The 18,717-nt window shown below is 41.3% G+C and carries 24 protein-coding genes; 14 read left to right on the forward strand and 10 right to left on the reverse strand.

All coding sequences use genetic code 11. The annotated features are described in order from the left end of the window. The first annotated feature begins 20 nt into the window (after positions 1-20). From HLI_RS18495 to HLI_RS18505, 3 genes are all read left to right on the forward strand, one after another. Positions 21-722 carry a YrrS family protein gene (locus tag HLI_RS18495; protein WP_164908602.1) on the forward strand — a complete coding sequence of 234 codons (702 nt, stop codon included), beginning with the start codon at positions 21-23 and terminating at the stop codon, positions 720-722. 15 nt (positions 723-737) lie between these two features. Continuing rightward, on the forward strand, positions 738-1,430 hold the full coding sequence (mtnN, locus tag HLI_RS18500) for a 5'-methylthioadenosine/S-adenosylhomocysteine nucleosidase (protein ID WP_128526381.1): 693 nt from the start codon (positions 738-740) through the stop codon (positions 1,428-1,430). A 67-nt stretch (positions 1,431-1,497) separates the two neighbouring features. Further along, complete coding sequence (locus HLI_RS18505) at positions 1,498-1,725, forward strand: YrhC family protein (protein ID WP_128526382.1); 228 nt, start codon at positions 1,498-1,500, stop codon at positions 1,723-1,725. A gap of 47 nt (positions 1,726-1,772) precedes the next feature. Here the strand turns inward: HLI_RS18505 and sigK are convergent, their stop codons facing one another. The 8 genes from sigK to HLI_RS18545 form a co-directional block, all read right to left on the reverse strand. After that, positions 1,773-2,486 carry an RNA polymerase sporulation sigma factor SigK gene (gene sigK, locus HLI_RS18510; RefSeq protein ID WP_128526383.1) on the reverse strand — a complete coding sequence of 238 codons (714 nt, stop codon included), beginning with the start codon at positions 2,484-2,486 and terminating at the stop codon, positions 1,773-1,775. Between the two features lie 140 nt (positions 2,487-2,626). Beyond that, complete coding sequence (gene mnhG / locus HLI_RS18515) at positions 2,627-3,013, reverse strand: monovalent cation/H(+) antiporter subunit G (protein ID WP_128526384.1); 387 nt, start codon at positions 3,011-3,013, stop codon at positions 2,627-2,629. Then, complete coding sequence (locus HLI_RS18520) at positions 2,994-3,305, reverse strand: monovalent cation/H+ antiporter complex subunit F (RefSeq protein WP_128526385.1); 312 nt, start codon at positions 3,303-3,305, stop codon at positions 2,994-2,996. The genes mnhG and HLI_RS18520 overlap by 20 nt, the downstream gene beginning before the upstream one ends. Then, a complete protein-coding gene (locus HLI_RS18525) occupies positions 3,306-3,782 on the reverse strand; it encodes a Na+/H+ antiporter subunit E (protein WP_128526386.1) in 477 nt (158 codons plus the stop codon). 6 nt (positions 3,783-3,788) lie between these two features. Then, complete coding sequence (locus HLI_RS18530; protein ID WP_128526387.1) at positions 3,789-5,273, reverse strand: Na+/H+ antiporter subunit D; 1,485 nt, start codon at positions 5,271-5,273, stop codon at positions 3,789-3,791. Continuing rightward, positions 5,266-5,604 (reverse strand): Na(+)/H(+) antiporter subunit C, encoded by a 339-nt coding sequence (locus tag HLI_RS18535; RefSeq protein ID WP_128526388.1) that lies wholly within the window; start codon positions 5,602-5,604, stop codon positions 5,266-5,268. Before HLI_RS18535 ends, HLI_RS18530 begins: the two co-directional genes overlap by 8 nt. Before the next feature lie 3 nt (positions 5,605-5,607). After that, complete coding sequence (gene mbhE, locus HLI_RS18540; RefSeq protein ID WP_128526389.1) at positions 5,608-7,944, reverse strand: hydrogen gas-evolving membrane-bound hydrogenase subunit E; 2,337 nt, start codon at positions 7,942-7,944, stop codon at positions 5,608-5,610. A 273-nt stretch (positions 7,945-8,217) separates the two neighbouring features. Beyond that, on the reverse strand, positions 8,218-8,385 hold the full coding sequence (locus HLI_RS18545) for a sporulation histidine kinase inhibitor Sda (protein ID WP_431357375.1): 168 nt from the start codon (positions 8,383-8,385) through the stop codon (positions 8,218-8,220). 414 nt (positions 8,386-8,799) lie between these two features. Here HLI_RS18545 and HLI_RS18550 point away from each other — a divergent pair, with 414 nt between their 5' ends. The 8 genes from HLI_RS18550 to HLI_RS18585 are packed head-to-tail and all read left to right on the forward strand — an operon-like array spanning position 8,800 to position 13,825. Continuing rightward, the gene (locus tag HLI_RS18550; RefSeq protein ID WP_128526390.1) at positions 8,800-9,324 is read left to right on the forward strand and encodes a YqeG family HAD IIIA-type phosphatase; all 525 of its coding nucleotides are present in this window, start codon (positions 8,800-8,802) and stop codon (positions 9,322-9,324) included. Next, positions 9,324-10,424: a ribosome biogenesis GTPase YqeH gene (gene yqeH / locus HLI_RS18555; RefSeq protein ID WP_206659625.1), complete on the forward strand. Its 1,101-nt coding sequence runs from the start codon at positions 9,324-9,326 to the stop codon at positions 10,422-10,424. The genes HLI_RS18550 and yqeH overlap by 1 nt, the downstream gene beginning before the upstream one ends. Before the next feature lie 11 nt (positions 10,425-10,435). Then, positions 10,436-11,272, forward strand: a complete 837-nt coding sequence (gene aroE / locus HLI_RS18560) for a shikimate dehydrogenase (protein WP_128526392.1) — start codon at positions 10,436-10,438, stop codon at positions 11,270-11,272. 1 nt (position 11,273) lies between these two features. Then, positions 11,274-11,564, forward strand: a complete 291-nt coding sequence (gene yhbY / locus HLI_RS18565) for a ribosome assembly RNA-binding protein YhbY (RefSeq protein ID WP_128526393.1) — start codon at positions 11,274-11,276, stop codon at positions 11,562-11,564. 12 nt (positions 11,565-11,576) lie between these two features. Then, entirely contained in the window at positions 11,577-12,149 is a 573-nt protein-coding gene (locus HLI_RS18570; RefSeq protein ID WP_128526394.1) for a nicotinate-nucleotide adenylyltransferase, read from the forward strand. Next, the gene (yqeK, locus tag HLI_RS18575) at positions 12,133-12,693 is read left to right on the forward strand and encodes a bis(5'-nucleosyl)-tetraphosphatase (symmetrical) YqeK (RefSeq protein ID WP_206659626.1); all 561 of its coding nucleotides are present in this window, start codon (positions 12,133-12,135) and stop codon (positions 12,691-12,693) included. Before HLI_RS18570 ends, yqeK begins: the two co-directional genes overlap by 17 nt. Positions 12,694-12,741: 48 nt before the next feature. Next, positions 12,742-13,095: a ribosome silencing factor gene (gene rsfS, locus HLI_RS18580; protein WP_128526395.1), complete on the forward strand. Its 354-nt coding sequence runs from the start codon at positions 12,742-12,744 to the stop codon at positions 13,093-13,095. A gap of 1 nt (position 13,096) precedes the next feature. Continuing rightward, on the forward strand, positions 13,097-13,825 hold the full coding sequence (locus tag HLI_RS18585) for a class I SAM-dependent DNA methyltransferase (protein ID WP_164908603.1): 729 nt from the start codon (positions 13,097-13,099) through the stop codon (positions 13,823-13,825). Positions 13,826-14,071: 246 nt separating this feature from the next. On the opposite strand, the gene comER is transcribed toward HLI_RS18585, so the two are convergent. Continuing rightward, the gene (gene comER / locus HLI_RS18590) at positions 14,072-14,884 is read right to left on the reverse strand and encodes a late competence protein ComER (RefSeq protein ID WP_128526396.1); all 813 of its coding nucleotides are present in this window, start codon (positions 14,882-14,884) and stop codon (positions 14,072-14,074) included. Between the two features lie 74 nt (positions 14,885-14,958). Between comER and HLI_RS18595 the strand changes: the two genes are divergently transcribed. The 3 genes from HLI_RS18595 to HLI_RS18605 are packed head-to-tail and all read left to right on the forward strand — an operon-like array spanning position 14,959 to position 18,398. Continuing rightward, positions 14,959-15,528: a ComEA family DNA-binding protein gene (locus tag HLI_RS18595; protein WP_128526397.1), complete on the forward strand. Its 570-nt coding sequence runs from the start codon at positions 14,959-14,961 to the stop codon at positions 15,526-15,528. A gap of 59 nt (positions 15,529-15,587) precedes the next feature. Beyond that, the gene (locus HLI_RS18600) at positions 15,588-16,142 is read left to right on the forward strand and encodes a ComE operon protein 2 (protein ID WP_128526398.1); all 555 of its coding nucleotides are present in this window, start codon (positions 15,588-15,590) and stop codon (positions 16,140-16,142) included. 6 nt (positions 16,143-16,148) lie between these two features. Continuing rightward, positions 16,149-18,398, forward strand: coding sequence for a DNA internalization-related competence protein ComEC/Rec2 (locus HLI_RS18605; RefSeq protein WP_128526399.1), 2,250 nt, complete (start codon positions 16,149-16,151; stop codon positions 18,396-18,398). A gap of 41 nt (positions 18,399-18,439) precedes the next feature. On the opposite strand, the gene HLI_RS18610 is transcribed toward HLI_RS18605, so the two are convergent. Further along, a complete protein-coding gene (locus HLI_RS18610) occupies positions 18,440-18,574 on the reverse strand; it encodes a YqzM family protein (RefSeq protein WP_128526400.1) in 135 nt (44 codons plus the stop codon). Positions 18,575-18,717: the final 143 nt, after the last annotated feature.

The following is an 18,717-nucleotide window of genomic DNA, read 5'->3' on the forward strand; positions in this document are numbered from 1 at the left end:
TCAAAAGGAGGAGAATAGAAATGAATGAAAAACATACATCCAAGTCCCGTGCGAACCGTTTTGAGAAGAAAAGGCGCAGCACGAAATGGTTGACTTGGCTTATACCTGCAGGAAGCGTCTTGGCAGTATTATTCATTTCCGTATTGATCTTCGGGGGAGATGACCAAAAAGGTCAAGCTCAAAAGTCTGAAGAAACACCAAGTGTAGAAAGTGAAACGGAAGAGGACCAAAATAACCAGGATGCTGGAGAAGAGGAAACGCAATCGTCTGATTCAGCAGATGAAAATAAAGAAGAGCAGGAAGAACCAAGCGATAAGCAGAAAGTTTCACTAGAAGGTTTCGAAGAATTGAAACCTATTGAGGATGAAGAGGGATTGAAAATCGAAAAGAGTGAAGATCCCAATGTAGAGCGTGTCGTTACGAAAGACTGGTCTGTCGTAGCAACAGAGCAGGAATTAAGCGGCGAACACCGGATCACTTATGAAGAAGGCTCAAAAGACTATCAGGAACTTTTACAAGCTGTCAGGAATGCTGTAGGCTTGTCTGAAGACAATATCATCTATTGGTGGGTCGGTAATGGCGGAGGACCAAACAAAGCAGTAGCGACCGTCTCAGACAAAAATGAAACAGGTTATCTCCGCGTCCACGTCGAATGGGTCGATGGACAGGGGTATAAACCTGTGAAACTTGAAGTATTGAAAGAAAAAGAAGTGAATCGTTAAGAGAGGGAGTTTCACATGACAGTTGGAATCATTGGAGCAATGGATGAAGAAATTGAACGGTTGAAAAGTGAAATGAACGTGACCGCAGAAAGTGAAGTAGCAGGAAGTCTGTTTATCGAAGGGGATCTGCTTGGGAAAAAAGTTGTACTCCTTAAATCCGGAATCGGAAAAGTCAATGCTGCCATGTCTACTACCATCCTTCATGAAAGGTATGATATAGAATCCGTCATCAATACGGGATCCGCAGGTGGTTTTGCTAAGGACTTGGAAGTAGGTGATGTTGTCATATCAAGCTATGTGACACACCATGATGTGGACGTCACTGCCTTTCAATACGAATATGGGCAAGTCCCGGGTATGCCTGCCATGTATCCAGCTGATGAATCCCTGATTCAAAAGGCTATGGAAGCTGTGAAAGGAACAGATACTACTGCTGCCAGGGGGCTCATCGCTACAGGTGATTCCTTTATGCAGGAACAAACAAAAGTGGACTTTGTCAGAGGTAAATTCCCCAAAATGATCGCAGCAGAAATGGAAGCGGCGGCGATTGCACAAGTATGTCATAAATACGGGACGCCCTTTGTAGTAATCCGCGCATTATCAGATATCGCAGGAAAAGAATCGTCTATTTCCTTTGAGCAGTTCCTGCCGAAAGCAGCAGAAAATGCAGCTCAAATGATTATGAAAATGGTGCGAACTCTCAATTAGCAACAATTCCCACCGAATCTTGCATCTATTTATGTTACGATGAAAAATGTGCAGGAGGTGGGATAAGGTGAAATCTACCGAATGGATGAAAAAGAAAATAATAGACTACAAACGTTTTATTATGACATTGCTGATTTTCAGCAGTTATTTATATATTGGTACATTGATCAGTATTTATGAATATCACACGAATGCTCATCTTTATCTTTACCCGGTTATCGCTTCAGCCTTGATTACTTCATTGATCATGACTATGAAGATAAGAAAATGGCAAAAGGGTACAGCCGAGGAATAAAACCACTCAGCCACTGCAATCTATAAAAAGATGGTAGTGGCTTTTTTTTAGCTCTTTTTTCCTTGTTTGCTCTGTTTATAAAACTCATGAAAAATTTTCATTAATGCTCTTTTTTCAATTCTTGAAACATAGCTTCTTGATATCCCCAGCTCTTTAGCTATTTCCCGCTGCGTCTTTTCTTCGGTCTGATTCAGGCCGTAACGGAAGATGATAACCTCTTTTTCCCTTTCATCAAGGACTGTGATAAAGTCTTTTATTTTTTCAAGTTCCATATGGAGTTGAATTTCCTCTACAATATCCGTGACATCTGCTTGAAGGATATCCAATAAATTAAGCTCATTGCCCTCCTTGTCGTGTCCGATAGGGTCTTGGAGGGAAACATCCTTATTCATCTTTTTTGTTGATCTCAGGTGCATGAGAATCTCATTTTCGATACATCTGGCTGCATAGGTGGCGAGTTTCGTTCCTTTTCCAGTGGAATAGCTCTCGATGCCTTTAATTAATCCGATGGTCCCGATAGAAATAAGGTCTTCAAAATCTTCTTTTGTATTTTCGAATTTTTTGACAATGTGAGCGACAAGTCGCAGGTTGTGCTCGATCAATTTGTTACGTGCATCGTGACTCCCTTCTTGCATCAATTGGAGCTGTTTAGCTTCTTCTTCTGAAGACAGCGGGTTAGGGAACGCTTGGTTTTTCACATAGGACATGAAAAAGAGGGACTCTTTAAAGAAATATAGGATGGAAGCGATCAGACTGCTCATGGACGCACCTCCTCATGGATTAGGCAATGGCCTACAACATACTTATGTGCCTGAGAGGCTGTCTGTGCTTGTCTGTAAATAAATATAATAGTCATATCCACAAAAAAATGCCTCCATTATTTGGAGGCATTAAAAACCGTTTATTGATCAGGTGCTTGTCTTTTTTGCTCTTCTTTCAGCACTTCTGCGTATTCATCTTTCACACTGTTCTCCCAAAGAGGCACACCACTTCGATATGCTGCTCTTGAGATCATATGGCCGGAAACAGGAGCCGTCAACAGTACGAAAAGAATTCCAAGTAACAACTTGCCACTGACGATGTCATGTTCGACATATAGGAACAAGAAGGCCCCTATCATTATACCGGCTACTCCGAGTGTGGAACTTTTTGTAGCGGCATGAAGACGTGTGTAAACATCTGGGAAACGCAGGATGCCAATCGAGCCTGAAATAAGGAAAAAAGTGCCCATCAGTAAGGACAAGCAAATGATGATGTCGAAAATTAAATTAATCCAAGTCCCGCTCAATGATAACACCCTTTTCTAAGAATTTCGCCAAGCCGACTGTCCCGATAAACAATAGAATCCCTATCAAGAGGACGACATCATTGAACTTAGTCGTAACGAGCAGGATGGCGATCAATCCTGCAAGAGCCATTAAATTTATACCTATGATATCTAATGCTACGGCCCTGTCCGGATTGGTGGGGCCGATGGTAGCACGGTATAAAAGCAATATGATTGAAATGGCGACCGCGATGATGGAAACAATGGCTGATAATTGAATCAACATCTGAGTGACATCCAGAATTTCATCCATTTAGCGAGTCACCTCCATAATTCGTTTCTCGAAAGTGTTTTTGATTTCATTTACAGACTCTTCTACGTCAGGCATGTCCATAGCGTGTATGAAGATCTTTGTATGATCCTCGCTGACAACGACGGAAAGGGTGCCAGGTGTCAATGAAATCAGATTGGCAAGTAAAGTTATTTCAAAATTGGTTTTTACGTCAATCGGCAACGCGAAAATCCCCGGCTGCATATTCATTTTTGGTTTATATACATGCTTCACGATGTCAATGTTTGAGAGAACGAGCTCCCTGATAAATAATAAAATAAGCTTGAAAAACCGCCATGCACGTTTCATATAAAATGAATCCGGTACGAACCGCTGTAAAAAGAACAGCAAAATAATACCTAAGATATATCCAACTAAGAAAGTAGTGAAGTTGTACGTTTCACTCAGAAACATCCACATGATTGCTATAACGATGTTTAATACAATTTGTAAAGGCATCAGCTTCTACTCCTTTAACACAGAATCAATGTAGATTTCCGGATCCATCAAATACTGAGCGATCGATTCGATTGTCGGAAAGAACAACTCGGCTCCGACACCTAATAGAACGGATAATGTCAACAATCCAGCTGCAGGCCAGGCCATCCGTGAACCCTTCTTCTTTCGCTCGGGAATCGGTATATCCATTTTTTCGCCCCAATAACCACGGATGAAGATGCGCATCATGGAGAATAAAATTAGTAAGCTGGAAATCAAAGCCACGATGACGATCATGATTTCCTCCTGCCCTAGACCTCCACGAATTAACTGGAGTTTCCCGATAAACCCACTGAAGGGCGGGATACCGGCTAATACGAGAGAAGCTATGAACATCAGCCACCCAAGGACAGGGTAATGATGGATCAGTCCACCCATCTTCCGCAAGTCCGATGTACCTGCGACGTAGGTCGTTGCCCCGACAAGTATGAAAAGGACCCCTTTGATAATCATGTCATGGACCAGGTAATAGATGGTTCCGCTAATGGATACTTCTGTGAAAATACCAATCCCCATCAGCATGAAACCAACTGCAGGAATAATGTTATAAGCTACGATCAGCTTAATGTTATTCGTAGATAAAGCACCGACTACACCGAAGATCATCGTAAATGCTGCCAAATAAATGAATAAGGTGTGAGTCAATGGCACCTCTTGATTAAATATCAAAGTGAACGTACGAAGTATCGAATAAACGCCTACCTTTGTAAGCAGGGCACCGAACAATGCTGATACAACCGGGTTCGGTGAAATGTATGGACGAGGCAGCCAATAGTAAAGCGGAAAAACCGCAGCTTTTGTCGCAAACACGAAAAAGAACAGGATCGCAATGGTTGTCAAGACCCCTTGTTGTTCTACCTCCTGGACACGTTGAGCAACCTGGGCCATATTGACGGTCCCTACAACTGAATAAAGAAAAGCGATAGTTGTAACGAACAACATGGAAGAAAACAAGTTGATCAGCACGTATTTAATGGATTCACGAAGCTGTGCCTTTCCATTCCCCAACACGATTAAACCATAGGAAGCCATGAGAAGGACTTCAAAGAAAACAAATAAGTTGAACAGGTCTCCTGTTAAGAAGGCGCCGCTCACACCTGATATTAAAATAAAGAAGAAACTATAGAAATAGAACGATTCTTCTTTATCAGAAAGAGATTGAGGTGCAAAGAAAACACAAGCGACTGCAATGATGTTCGTTGTCAAAACAAGCGTCATCGCAAGTAAGTCACCGACAAGGACAATCCCGAATGGTGCCGACCAGCTACCTACTTCTAAAACGATTGAACCTTCTTGCTGTACTTGAAAGAAAACCCAGCCGACAACAAGTAGATTGACAATGGCGATAAGTTTAGAAACGGTTCGGACGATGGATGTTTTTTTGTGTATGAATGCCACGAAAATGCCGGCTAATAGTGGCAATAAAATTGGTAATACTGCTAAATTACTCATAATCGTTACCCCTCAATTGTTCCATATTATCGGTACCATTGATTTTAGCTGCCCGATAAGCTAATACGAGTAGAAGACTAGTAACACCGAAACTTATGACGATCGATGTCAAAATCAAAGCTTGCGGGAGTGGGTCTGTATAATTTTCGACACCTTCCGTCAATACCGGTGGAGCGCCCGTTTTCAGTCTTCCCATCGTTAGGATGAAGAGGTGGGCCCCATGGGAAATGAGGGCCGTACCGATGATAATCCTCAATAATTGTTTTTGAAGGAGGTTATAGACACCTGTTGTGAAAAGTAGACCGGCAAGTACGGCCATGATGATTTCCATATTTTATTCCTCCCCCTTAGACTTTCTCAATCGAATCAGGGCAAAGATCGCCATCGCAGCGAGTCCTAAGACGACAATCTCGAATAATGTATCCAAGCCACGGAAATCGACAAGAATGACGTTGACGATGTTATCTCCCCCTCCAAGTTTGTAAGAGTTGTCTATGAAGTATTGGGAGATTGGATCGAAAAACTTGCTGCTATGTGATGAAATGGCGACCATCGTCATCATTGCACCGAAACCAATAGATATGATCAGGTTCAATGCTTTCGTACTCATAGGCTCATCTTTTTTCTTAAGTTTAGGTAAGTGATAAAAGACGAGTAAGAATAAAGCGACAGTTACAGTTTCCACAATCAATTGAGTGAGAGCAAGGTCAGGCGCCCGGTATAACACGAATAACATGGATAAGCCGTAACCGACGACGCCTAAAATCAAGATTGCTGCAATACGATTATTCGTCAATACGGTACCGATTGCAGCAATAACCATTGTTAAAGCTACCAGAATTTCAGGAGCAGTGATTTGAGCCACATTTGATGTATCAATTGTAAAGCCACCGGTTACTGCCATAAAAGCGAACGTAATGATAATAATCGCAGCTAATATCAAGCGCATATAACGGCCTAGTGATCCATTCATATAACCTTTTGTAATGGTGGCAGAGTAGCTTTCAATCCGATCGACAGCTCCATCGTAAACCTTGTTCATGCTGAGAACCCCCGGAACTACCCGGTATACCGGCTGCCAGATCTTTCTTGATAGGGCAAGAATCGTACCGAATACGACGACGGCCAGCGACATGATAAACGGTGGGATGAATCCGTGCCAGAAATAAATATCTTTCGGTTTTAAGCTTGCCCCGTTCACAGCATCAGCAGCATGGGCAATAAATGAACCATTAAACAAGTTCGGAAATACACCGATGATGATCACCCCTGCGACTAAGATGATCGGTGAAATAAGCATACCCCAGGGTGCTTCATGAGGTTTCTTCGGCAGCTCGTCTAATTGAGGCTTGCCGCGGAAGGTTCCGAAAAAGAAATACATCGAATAAACGAATGTGAATATGCTTCCGAATACAGCTAAATATGGAATAGCCGATTGCAGGAAACCTGAAATATCGGTGCCTGCAGATTCAAGGTGTAAAGAAGCTTCAAAGAACATCTCTTTACTATAGAAACCATTCAAGAATGGTAAAGGGACACCAGCCATTGAAAACGAAGCAAGGACAGCTAGAGTCGCTGTCATAGGCATATAAGTCATTAACCCGCCTAGTTTACGTATATCTCTTGTGCCAGCTTCGTGATCGACGATTCCTGCAATCATAAACAGACTTCCTTTGAAGGTTGCGTGGTTTAAAATATGGAAGACCGCACCAAAGAGAGCAGCTTCCGTGCCGAATCCAAGCATGGCCATGATCATACCTAACTGACTGATGGTAGAAAAGGCAAGTATACCTTTTAAGTCTGTTTGACGCACAGCCATGTAGGAGCCCCAGCATAAAGTTACAATACCGGCTGAAGATACAATGATGAAAAACCATTCATTAGCCGATAGCATAGGTGAATAGCGGGCCACTAAATAAAGACCTGCTTTTACCATTGTCGCTGAGTGCAGATAGGCACTGACAGGGGTCGGTGCTTCCATTGCGTCAGGTAACCAAATATGAAAAGGGAACTGCGCTGACTTGGTAAAAGCTCCAAGCAATAGTAAACCAAGTATTAAGGGGAAATACTCACTATTCAGGATCAGTTGCTGTTGATCAATCATTCCTTGAATACTTGTCGTATTTGTGAGCACACTCATGAAGATGAGAGCCCCTAGTAGACTCAATCCTCCGAAAACGGTGATGAGCATTGATTTCAAGGCACCATATCTGGATTCTTTTTTGTAATTCCAAAAACCGATCAACAAGAAGGAAGAGAGCGATGTAAACTCCCAGAAACTATAAAGTGCGAATATGTTATCTGATAAGACGACCCCGAGCATAGATCCCATAAAAATGAGAAAGTATACATAAAAATGTCCCAGTTGCTCCGATTTATGTAGGTAAAAAATCGAATAAAAGGCAACTAGGGCGCCAATTCCGCTAATTAGAAGTACGAATAATAAGCTTAAACCATCAAGGTGGAAGACCATATTCATATCCAATGAAGGAACCCATGAATACTCCTGCACGACGGGTTCAAACCCTGACCCTAAAAAACGGGCAAAATAAATAAAAATAACCGCAGGCACGATAGTTACAAAGAAACCTGGGTGAAGTTTATCTTTCCATTTGCTTAAGAATGGAATGAAAATAGCAATGATAAAAGGCAATAATACAGCCACCAACATGTGGAATGTTCCTCCCTTGACTTATGTTTCATCTATCTATGGATTAGGATGATCGAAATGATGTATTCACCCAATTGTAATCAAAAAGAGGGTGATTGTTCAACTGTGGCAATCCAGATAAGTCGCTGGGCAGTCACCATTTAGTCTTCCCATATAAATAAGAAGAGACACATCATTTCGAAAAATAAAAAAGTCGCAAAAAAAATCTCGTCTGCTTCTATCAGACGAGATTTTGTGTCGATTAAAGTAAATAAGTGTCATTTTTGATGTTAGTCAACCGACTTGGAAGATGTAGTCATCTATAAGATGCTGGATGGATCGTTTTTGGATTTCCCTTTTGATTTGGTCTATGAATTCTTTAGAAAGGTTGAGTTCAATGGCTTTGTGGTAAGATTGTATAAGTAGGGAATCAGATAATTGCTTCATGCCGCTGTCACACATGTGACAGTCACCTCCCGGATAATTGAAATCTATGAACGAGACAAATTTAATGTATTCTTACCTTATCATGACCTTAAATTCGCCACAATATGGAAGTTATCTACAAGAAAATGTAGATAACTTTTGGGAAAAGTTTATTAATTGAGTGATAACAAAGGTGTTACTGTGTGGAAAATGTGTATAAACTTATCCACAGCCTGTTTTTGTCAGTATTTGTCGAACGATTTTTGTTCTTTTATGAGCGAGTTTCAATTGACGAAAAGTTTGAATCAGTCTGAAAATAGGACGTTTTACAAGTTGAACTGTGTTGAGCTGCTTTCATAAATTCAGACACTTTTTGAAACATGCCGTAATTTTGTATATGATGGTGAAGGAGATTTTGCCGTTGTATGAAGAGATGGAGTGAATGAATATATGTTGAAAAAATTTCTACCAAATGAACATGTTCCCAGTGTATTTGACATTGACCCGAACGAATTGAAAGAAAAAGGGATAAAAGGAGTAATTACTGACCTAGATAATACCCTGGTTGCCTGGGATGTGGCAGATGCAACCGAAGATATAAAAACATGGTTTCAAAAAATGAATGATCATGGCATTCAAGTGACGATCGCCTCAAATAATAAAGAAGCCCGCGTCAAACTATTTTCTGAGCCATTGGACACCACTTTTATATATAGTGCTAGAAAACCATTATCCAAAGCCTTTAAAAAAGCTCAAAAGAAGATGGAGCTTACCAAGAGTGAAATTGTTGTGATCGGGGATCAACTTCTTACAGATGTATTAGGTGGGAATACTGCTGGATTTTATACAATCTTAGTTGTACCTATTGTAGAAACAGATGGATTCATAACAAGGATCAACAGGAAGATTGAACGGAGAATATTGAATTGGATGAGAAGAAAAGGGAAAATAACATGGCAGAGGAGAGATCAATAATGGCAGATATTCAATGCCAGGGTTGTGGTGCAGTTATTCAAACAACCAATCCAGAAAAAGCGGGCTATGCACCTGCATCGGCCCTGGAACGAGAAGATATCATATGTAAACGTTGTTTCCGGTTGAAACATTATAATGAAGTGCAGGATGTCCCATATCAAGATGATGATTTCTTGGAAATGTTGAATCAAATCAGTGAAACAGATGGACTGATCATCCAGTTGGTGGATATTTTTGATTTTAATGGTAGTTTCATTTCAGGATTGAAAAGATTGACAGGCAATAACCCTGTCGTGCTTGTAGGAAACAAAATGGATGTATTACCGAAATCGGTCAATCCGGGAAAGGTGAAACATTGGTTGAGGCGTTCTGCCAAGGAAAATGGATTGGATGTGGAAGATGTTTTCCTGATCTCGGCTGAAAAGAACCAGGGTATCGAAGAGCTGTCTCAAGCAATCGATCGTTACCGAAAAGGCCGTGATGTCTATGTAGTAGGAACGACCAATGTGGGGAAATCAACTTTCATCAACACATTGATTTCAAATACTTCAGGAGAGAAGGATGCAATCACAACCTCTTACTTCCCTGGGACCACCCTCGGTTTCATCGATATACCCCTGGACGAAAAGAGTTCCTTGTTTGACACTCCAGGTGTGATTCACCGCCACCAAATGGCTCATTACGTGTCAGATAAGGATTTGAAATTGATTACACCAAGAAAAGAAGTGAAACCGAAAGTCTATCAGCTGAATGAAGGTCAAACTCTCTATTTCGGAGGATTGGCACGGCTTGACTTTTCCTCGGGTGAACGCAGTTCTTTTGTTTGTTATCTTTCTAATGAGATGAATATTCATCGTACGAAAATGGAAAAAGCAGAGGAACTTTATAACAATCATGTCGGAGAGTTGTTGTCACCACCTGATGAAGAGTCATTAGCGAAATTACCTCCATTAAAGGGCCATACCTTGAAAGTAAGAGAAGATAAGATGGATATTGTATTCTCAGGATTAGGATGGGTAACTGTTCCGGAAGGGGACGTAACGGTAACTGCATATGTACCTGAAGGTGTGAAAGTATCCTTGAGAGAGTCTTTGATATAGGAGGGGATCATTTGTACAAACTAGGCTTAATCGGCTACCCGATCGGTCATTCATCATCGCCATGGATTCATGAGCAATTAATGAAGCAGCAAGGGGTCCAGGGGAAATATGACTTGTTGGAAATTCACCCAGATAAATTCGATGAGGAGATTTCATCATTAAAAGAAAAAGGACTGGATGGTTTTAATGTTACGGTTCCTTTTAAAGAAAAAATCATTCCTCACCTGGATGCCATTGATGGAAGTGCTCTCCACCTTGGTGCTGTTAACACAGTAAAAAATACGGAAAACGGGTGGATCGGATATAATACGGATGGGAGCGGGTTTGTACATTCCTTGAAAAACCGTTTCCCTGACATTTTCCAAAGTGGTTCAAAAGCTCTCCTTTTAGGTAGTGGTGGAGCTGCAAGAGGTATTTATGAAGCTTTGACTGGATCAGGGATGGATTCTGTAGATATAGCGAACAGAACGATAGGCAGAGCTGAGGAAGTGATTGAACAAATCTCTTCCCGTGCACAAGCTGAGGCCCTGACATTAGCAGAAGCGGAAGAGTCGTTGGGCAGCTATGACCTTGTGGTTCAAACTACCACTGTAGGTATGAGTCCAAATGATCAGCAAACCATTATACGCCTGAATCGCTTGACAAAAGGGACGGTTGTAAGCGATATTGTTTATCGACCGATGAAGACGAAATTTTTAAAGGAAGCTGAGATAAATGGGGCAAGGGTCCATTATGGACACGAAATGTTGTTGCAGCAAGCCGTGTATGCATTTAAGATATGGACAGATACAGAACCTGAGGCTTTGCCCCTGCTCGATGAATTCGAACAAAAATTGAAAGGGGTATAGGATGTTAACTAGTAAACAGAAGAAGCATTTGCGGAAAGCCTCCCATAATGTACAACCGATCTTCCAAGTAGGGAAGGCTGGCGTTAATGAGAATATGACAACACAGATTAATGAAGCATTAGAGAAAAGAGAACTTATCAAGGTAAGTATCTTACAAAACTGCTTCGAAGATAACAATCAAGTAGCTGATGAGATTGTTGAAGCCACTGACGCTCATATTGTACAAGTAATTGGAAACACGGTTATCCTTTACAAAGAATCTGAAGAAAACAAACAAATCGAATTACCGTAAAGGAGAGGCGATATGAATAGAGTCGGAATACTCGGGGGTACTTTCGATCCACCACATCAAGGTCATTTAATTATGGCTGAGTATGCTTTAGAAGAAATGGACTTAGATGAGGTTTGGTTCATGCCCTCCTTTATCCCCCCTCATAAGCAGGAATCTACTACGGATGCGAATGCCCGTTTGAAAATGGTCGAATTGGCGACCAAGGATCATCCTGAATTCAGGGTTTGTGATGTTGAATTAATGAGAAAAGGTACATCATATACGGTGGATACCATGACTTATTTAAAACAACAATACCCTGAGCTCGCCTTTTACTTTATCATTGGAGGCGATATGGTGGAGCACCTATCGAAATGGAACCGAGTTGATGAATTGCAGCAAATGGTTGAATTCATAGGTGTTGAGCGCCCAGGTTATGAGTGGAGTGATGAGATTCCTGTCCACTTCATAGATATTCCATCTATAGATATCTCTTCGACAGTGGTCAGGGAGAGGGTAACAAGTGGGAAGAGCGTCCGGTATTTGATTCCGGATGCAGTCGATTCCTATATAAAGGAGCATCACTTGTATGGAAATAACTCGTGAACAAGCTTTAGAGTATGTTCGTCCCTTTTTGAAAAAGGAAAGGTATGAACATACGGTGAGAGTGACGGATGAAGCAATAAAGCTGGCAGAACGCTTTGGAGCGGATGTCAAGAAAGCGGAAACCGCTGCAGCCCTCCATGACTATGCGAAATATAAGCCTCGGGACCTGATGAGACGGTGGATCCAGGAAGATCGGCGCTTACCTAAAGATTTATTGGATTACCATCATGAACTATGGCATGGTCCAGTAGGTGCGTTAATGTTGGAACGTGAAATCGGTCTTGATGATGGAGATGTAATATCGGCGATTTCCTGTCATACTACAGGAAGAAAACATATGACAAAACTGGAAAAAGTAGTGTTTTTAGCTGATTACATCGAGCCTGGCCGGGATTTCCCCGGTGTTCATGAAGTTCGTGAAATTGCAGAAACTAACCTGGATAAAGCCTGTTCTTTAGCATTGAAGAATACGATTGTTTTTTTGATTCGTATGGAAAGAACCGTTTATCCGGACACGTTCCATGCATATAATGATTTAATATGATCTTTTGATCATGGTAGATAGAGATAGGAATGAAAAGGGAGGAAACCCATGGAAAGTAAAGAATTAGTGACCTTAGCGGCACAAGCATGTGATGAAAAGAGAGCTAATGATATTGTTGTTTTAGATATGGCAGAAGTATCCTTGATTGCAGATTATTTCTTGATTTGTGAAGGATCTAATGAGCGACAGGTGCAAGCGATCGCCAGAGAGTTGAAAAATCAAGCAGAAGAAAATGGGATTGATGTTAAACGTATGGAAGGATTCGAACAAGCGCGGTGGATTTTAGTGGATTTAAACGGAGTCGTTTGCCATATTTTCCACAAGGATGAACGTCATTATTACAATCTTGAAAGACTTTGGGGTGACGCTTCCTCAGTAGCCGTAGAGGGGCTTGAAGGTTAAGATGAGTTATGGTGATATGGCTGTGGTTTATGATCGGCTGATGAAGGACGCACCTTATGATCTTTGGGTGGAGTTTACGAAGCAAATGATTGTGGATTATCAGCCTGATACCCGTACAATTCTTGATATAGGTTGCGGTACAGGTGAAATTACTCATCGGCTACAACAAATTGGCTTTCAACTGACAGGGGTGGATTTATCCTCTGATATGCTGACAGTCGCCCAGCAAAAAGACCCTCGGGCGAATATTCAATGGCTCAAGCAGGATATGACAAACCTGGAAGGGTTGGACCAATTTGATTGTGTCATCAGCTACTGTGATGTTTTCAATTATTTAGTCGAAGAATCTCAGGTGAAATGCGCGTTTGCGAATATATATGACGCCCTTCATTCTGACGGTTTGTTCTTGTTTGACGTCCATTCTTTAGAGCATATTCATAATGATTTGAGTGGTGCAACATTCGCGCAGGTCCAGGACGATTTATCCTATGTATGGTTTTGTGATCCTGGTGAAGAAGATAACAGCATCGTCCATGATTTGACCTTCTTTGTGCAATCAGGGGAAATTTATCAACGATTTGATGAAGTTCATCACCAACGTGGGTATATGCTAGATGATTTGAAAGACTGGCTTGAGGATACAGGCTTCTTGATTCAACAAATCAGTGCTGATTTTAACAGTCATTATTCCACAGAGGGAGAGCGTTGGTTGTTTGTCTGTAAAAAATAATGTTGGGGAAAGAGTCCGATATAGCCGGACTCTTTTTTAATATCAGTTACTAAAAAATACTTTAAGCCTGTCATCTTATGCTACATCTGTCATATTCAGTTCTGCACCTAGTCCCGCGAGGCTTAAAGACCATCCGAAGAGTGAAAGACGAGCGCTTCACTTTACGAATGTCTTAAGCTTGTTGAGGTTGAACGAAGTGCTTCTATTTTTATTTAGCAGGATTTCCCCAGTTTTTGTCGAATAAGATTATTGTAAGTCAATGTTCTTTTTATCTTCTTTATGTTTGTTCTGTGTCGCTTGAAACATTTTGTGAAACAGTGGCCCTATGTGATCCTCAAGTGCCTGTAAACCTTCTCCTGTCACCCCGCCTTTTACTGTCACCTTCTCCATCAATTCATCTAACGTCATGATTCTTTGTGAGAGCAGCTCTCCTAGTCCTATCATCATATTTTCTGTCAAGGCCGTCGCTTTTTGTTCAGGTAACCCGGCGACATCCCCCGCTGCTTTAATCCATTCGCTCAGTAAGTAACTGATGAACGCAGGACCGCATGAAACAATATCAGATGCCACTCGTATATGCTCTTCTTCCACCTCGATAGGAGTGGAGATCTGTTGAAAAGTAGTGAGAAGTAATTGCCGGTATCTTTCATTGATTCTGGAACCGAAAGTGAATAAGCTGACTCCTGCCAATGCGTGATTGGTAATGGAAGGTACGATTCTTGCGACTTGACATGGTGTAGCTTTTTCTAGTTGTTTTACCGCTACGGGACTAGTGATGGATACAAGGCACTGATTTTCTGTCCATTCTTCTTTTAGCGAGTCAATGATGTCTTTATAATGATGTGGTTTTACACAAATGAAGAGAATTTCGCTTGTCTTTTGAAGCGATATCAGGTCTTTGGCTACATTTAAATTTGGAAATTCTTCTTGAAGATCTTCCGCTTTTTTCAATGTTCTATTATAGATCGTTAAATCATGAGCGGGAATGGCCCCGCTTTTGATAAGACTGGTCGTAAGCATACTCCCCATATTCCCAGTTCCGATGATTCCCCATTTCATTGGAATCCCTCCCTTTGTGATTACCTATATATCTTTATTCTAAAAAAATGGAAATATGAAAGAAGGTTACTTTCATGAACCTAGTCAAAAAATATGGGTGGATATTAGCCATTATATTGATTGCAGGTGTCATTTATTTGCAAACCCCTCAATCGGAAACAAATACAGTTATCGACCAGCAAGCAGACTTTCATAAAGCTGAAAATGAAGTGAAGGATCCAGAAATCATTAAAGTCGACGTGAAAGGTGAGGTCGTCCGTCCGGGTGTTTATTCAGTTCAATCGGGGACGAGAGTGGATGATGTTATTAAAGAGGCAGGAGGATTGACGTCAAAGGCTGACGCCTCAAGCGTGAACCTGGCACAAAAGCTTCAAGATGAAATGGTGATCCATGTGACATCTTTGATCATGAATGGAGAAGGCAGTCCCAGTCAGACTGAAGTCGCTAGCAAAAAAATAAGCATCAATCGAGCAACAGCAGATGAGATTGAATCTTTGAATGGCATAGGCCCGTCTAAAGCTGCAGCAATTGTCCAATATCGAGAAGAGAACGGTCCTTTTTCATCAGTAGAGGATTTAGTGCAAGTACCTGGTATTGGAGAAAAAACGGTAGAATCCTTCAAGGATAAGATCCGTGTTCCATGAGTATTTGACTGAATTACAAGTGCAGAGTACACTAAATGAAAAAAGCAGGGGGATACATAATGGAACGTATTTCGTGGGACCAGTATTTCATGGCACAAAGTTATTTGCTTAAATCAAGAAGCACCTGTCAACGGCTCGCTGTAGGAGCCGTTATCGTAAGGGATAAAAGGATGATTGCCGGTGGTTACAATGGGAGTGTCTCGGGAGGCGTACATTGTATTGATGAAGGGTGTTATGTCGTAGAGGGGCATTGTGTCCGTACCATCCATGCAGAGATGAATGCACTCCTGCAATGCTCTAAATTCGGTGTCGCTACAGAAGCTGCTGAAATATACGTGACTCATTTCCCTTGTCTTCATTGTACAAAAGCAATCATTCAAGCAGGACTCAAAGCAGTATACTACAGTGAAGATTATAAAAATGATCCGTATGCGATTGAACTTCTGCAACAATCTGGCGTAAGGATGCAAAAAGTACCGGTAGAGATTGAGCCTATGCAAATCGAACAACAACAGGTGGTAGCTCAATTATTAAGGAAACTGGAAGCGTATGACGACCCTGATTTTCAAAAGTTGAATGAAGAAGCGGAACATTTATTCCGCAATACCGAATAAGTGCTCATGAAAGGATTCTGGCACATCCCCGCAATGGCCTTTGTGCTGGGCGGGGTTGCTGCCATTCAAACAGGATGGGCATTTTATGTACTTCTAATGATGGTTCTATTGTGGATATCTTTGTACCGTAAGCGCCTTGCCCTTTTTATGGTGATCCTCTTATATTTTGTGTTTGGTTGGCACTATTTACCCTCTCCTTCAGAAACAAAACCTTCTTCAAGCTTTTCTGGAGCAACTATATCCTCAGCCATAGAAGAAACCTCACACACCATCCAGATGATACTGAAACATGAAAGTGGTGAAAAGTTCCAGCTGGTTTACTATAAAAATGAGGATCAGGACCAGAACGTTCCTCCTGATTGGCATCACGGAGCTGTTTGTAATGGTTTCGGAGATGCAGAGCCTTTTGCACGTGCGAGCAACCCAGGTCAATTTGATTATCGTGCTTATATGTTAAACAAAGGGGTGAACAGTCAAATAATATTAAATGATATCGAGGATCTCCATTGTGAAGGAAGATCATATCTCAGTTACATGAATGTGTGGCGAGATCAAGTAATGAGAAAAGTGAAGGCCAATGTTTACCCGGGTTCTTATGGTTGGATAAAAGCGCTTATATTCGGGGAAACGGATGAGTTGAATGAGGATACCGTCGAATGGTTCCGGGAGTTCAATTTGTCTCATATTTTAGCGATTTCAGGGTTGCACGTAGGATTGACTATTGGCAGTCTTTACTTTGTCATCTATAGAATGGGCGTCGGAACTCGCAGGCAAGCCCAGTTTTTTGTTCTCCTTCTTTTACCTGTTTACGGTTTTCTTGCTGGGGCCGCACCTTCAGTTATTCGAGCTTCCCTCATGGCATTGATTTTGCTCTTACTAACATTAATCAACAGGAAAATCCCTCTCACAGATATCCTCGCGGTGGTTGCGTTCTTACTTCTTTTGTTAAACCCCTTCTATTTTCATCAAATCGGTTTTCAGTTTTCTTTCCTGGTGACTTTCAGTTTGATCCTGTCACTTTCTATTTTAAAGCAGTATGAAAGTACGTGGATGCAGACTGTTGTCATCAGTCTTGTCAGTCAATTTTCTATTTTAGCTTTACAAATTCACTATTTTTATGAAATTCAGCCTTTTTCTCTATTCGTGAACCTCATTCTCGTGCCTTATTTTTCATTTATTGTCATTCCGGTTGTATTGATTTTGTTTATTTCCTGCTTGGTTCTTCCTGTATTTTCTTATTCTCTTTCCTTCGTACTAGTCGAGGGCCATGAGAAATTGCTGTCAATGATTCAGATGTGGACCCGACTCCTTGATTTTCAGTGGGTAATCGGTGAAGTCACTCCCATTTACATCTTTTTTTATACACTCATCTTTATTTTCAAGATGAAATGGTGGGGAGAGAGAAAACATGGCTTAGCTTTTTTTGCTGGGGTGTCTGCTGTAAGTGTTTTGATACTTTATAGTGCTTTCCCTTACTTATCACCTAAAGGAACGGTTACGATGCTTGATGTAGGCCAAGGAGACGCTTTTGTAATCGAACTCCCCTACAGGCGTGGAGTGATTATGGTTGATGCGGCTGGGCCGCCGGTATTTAACGAAAATCAAAAGAAAACCGCAGACCAGGTGATTCTGCCCTTTCTAAAGTCGAAAGGCATCGACCACATGAATGCTATGTTCATTTCTCATCAAGATTCCGACCATAGTGGAAGCGCCCCTTTTATCTTAAATGAAATCGACGTCGAACAAATTATTGTGAGTCAATATTATGTAAGTCAATGGAGCGGAGAGGATACTCTTCGTGTAGAAGCAGGTGATCGTATTTCGGTTGCCGGTCATGTTTTTCATATTCTTCATCCTGGAGATGACCAAGGAGAGCCGAATGATAATTCTTTGGTTCTGGATAGCATGATTGGGGGCAAGAGATGGTTGTTCACCGGAGATATCTCCACGAAAGTCGAGGATATTATATTAAAAAAACACTCTTCCTTATGGGTGGATGTATTGAAAGTAGGGCATCATGGAAGTCGAACTTCGACCTCTCGTGCATGGGTGGATCGTCTTAATCCTGAAATAGCCTTGATCTCAGCTGGAGTGGATAACCGATATGGGCATCCGCACGCCGAAGTGACTGAACGCTTAGAAAAGCGAGGTGTTTTGCTATTAGAAACAAACCGACACGGAGCTGTCCAGTTCATTTTCTCTGGGCAAAGTGGAACGTTTTCTCCTTATTTCCCGTATAATGCGAGCAGAGAATAAAAAAAGACTGCCAGGACAGCAGCCTTCAGGTTTTGTATTCATTATTGTCCGATAACTGAAAATACGACTCCGATAAAGAAAATGACGAAGAAGAAAACAAATGAAAATACAAACCCTAACCCAGAGTCGATCACATCATTAGTTTTGGATTGAATATCGTTTTTGAACTCGTTCATTGTTACCCCTCCTATATCAATTACTAAGTATAGTCCATTCTCAAGCAAAAATCTACATTCTTGTCGAAGGAAATCAAAATTCATCCCCAATTCATAGCATTCCCACACCTAGCAAGACTTGTCACATATAATTATTTCAGAAG

Source organism: Halobacillus litoralis (assembly GCF_004101865.1).
Taxonomy (GTDB): Bacteria; Bacillota; Bacilli; order Bacillales; family Halobacillaceae; genus Halobacillus; species Halobacillus litoralis_A.

What these genes read in the sequence shown, in the direction of transcription:
- HLI_RS18520 (WP_128526385.1), bottom strand. Translation starts at nt 3,305, where the DNA reads ATGGATGAAATTCTGGATGTCACTCAGATGTTGATTCAATTATCAGCC.
- HLI_RS18495 (WP_164908602.1), top strand. Translation starts at nt 21, where the DNA reads ATGAATGAAAAACATACATCCAAGTCCCGTGCGAACCGTTTTGAGAAG.
- mtnN (WP_128526381.1), top strand. Translation starts at nt 738, where the DNA reads ATGACAGTTGGAATCATTGGAGCAATGGATGAAGAAATTGAACGGTTG.
- rsfS (WP_128526395.1), top strand. Translation starts at nt 12,742, where the DNA reads ATGGAAAGTAAAGAATTAGTGACCTTAGCGGCACAAGCATGTGATGAA.
- yqeH (WP_206659625.1), top strand. Translation starts at nt 9,324, where the DNA reads ATGGCAGATATTCAATGCCAGGGTTGTGGTGCAGTTATTCAAACAACC.
- HLI_RS18585 (WP_164908603.1), top strand. Translation starts at nt 13,097, where the DNA reads ATGAGTTATGGTGATATGGCTGTGGTTTATGATCGGCTGATGAAGGAC.
- HLI_RS18525 (WP_128526386.1), bottom strand. Translation starts at nt 3,782, where the DNA reads ATGCCTTTACAAATTGTATTAAACATCGTTATAGCAATCATGTGGATG.
- HLI_RS18610 (WP_128526400.1), bottom strand. Translation starts at nt 18,574, where the DNA reads ATGAACGAGTTCAAAAACGATATTCAATCCAAAACTAATGATGTGATC.
- HLI_RS18530 (WP_128526387.1), bottom strand. Translation starts at nt 5,273, where the DNA reads ATGAGTAATTTAGCAGTATTACCAATTTTATTGCCACTATTAGCCGGC.
- HLI_RS18535 (WP_128526388.1), bottom strand. Translation starts at nt 5,604, where the DNA reads ATGGAAATCATCATGGCCGTACTTGCCGGTCTACTTTTCACAACAGGT.
- yhbY (WP_128526393.1), top strand. Translation starts at nt 11,274, where the DNA reads ATGTTAACTAGTAAACAGAAGAAGCATTTGCGGAAAGCCTCCCATAAT.
- HLI_RS18595 (WP_128526397.1), top strand. Translation starts at nt 14,959, where the DNA reads ATGAACCTAGTCAAAAAATATGGGTGGATATTAGCCATTATATTGATT.
- comER (WP_128526396.1), bottom strand. Translation starts at nt 14,884, where the DNA reads ATGAAATGGGGAATCATCGGAACTGGGAATATGGGGAGTATGCTTACG.
- HLI_RS18570 (WP_128526394.1), top strand. Translation starts at nt 11,577, where the DNA reads ATGAATAGAGTCGGAATACTCGGGGGTACTTTCGATCCACCACATCAA.
- HLI_RS18550 (WP_128526390.1), top strand. Translation starts at nt 8,800, where the DNA reads ATGTTGAAAAAATTTCTACCAAATGAACATGTTCCCAGTGTATTTGAC.
- yqeK (WP_206659626.1), top strand. Translation starts at nt 12,133, where the DNA reads ATGGAAATAACTCGTGAACAAGCTTTAGAGTATGTTCGTCCCTTTTTG.
- sigK (WP_128526383.1), bottom strand. Translation starts at nt 2,486, where the DNA reads ATGAGCAGTCTGATCGCTTCCATCCTATATTTCTTTAAAGAGTCCCTC.
- HLI_RS18545 (WP_431357375.1), bottom strand. Translation starts at nt 8,385, where the DNA reads ATGTGTGACAGCGGCATGAAGCAATTATCTGATTCCCTACTTATACAA.
- HLI_RS18600 (WP_128526398.1), top strand. Translation starts at nt 15,588, where the DNA reads ATGGAACGTATTTCGTGGGACCAGTATTTCATGGCACAAAGTTATTTG.
- HLI_RS18605 (WP_128526399.1), top strand. Translation starts at nt 16,149, where the DNA reads ATGAAAGGATTCTGGCACATCCCCGCAATGGCCTTTGTGCTGGGCGGG.
- mbhE (WP_128526389.1), bottom strand. Translation starts at nt 7,944, where the DNA reads ATGTTGGTGGCTGTATTATTGCCTTTTATCATTGCTATTTTCATTCCA.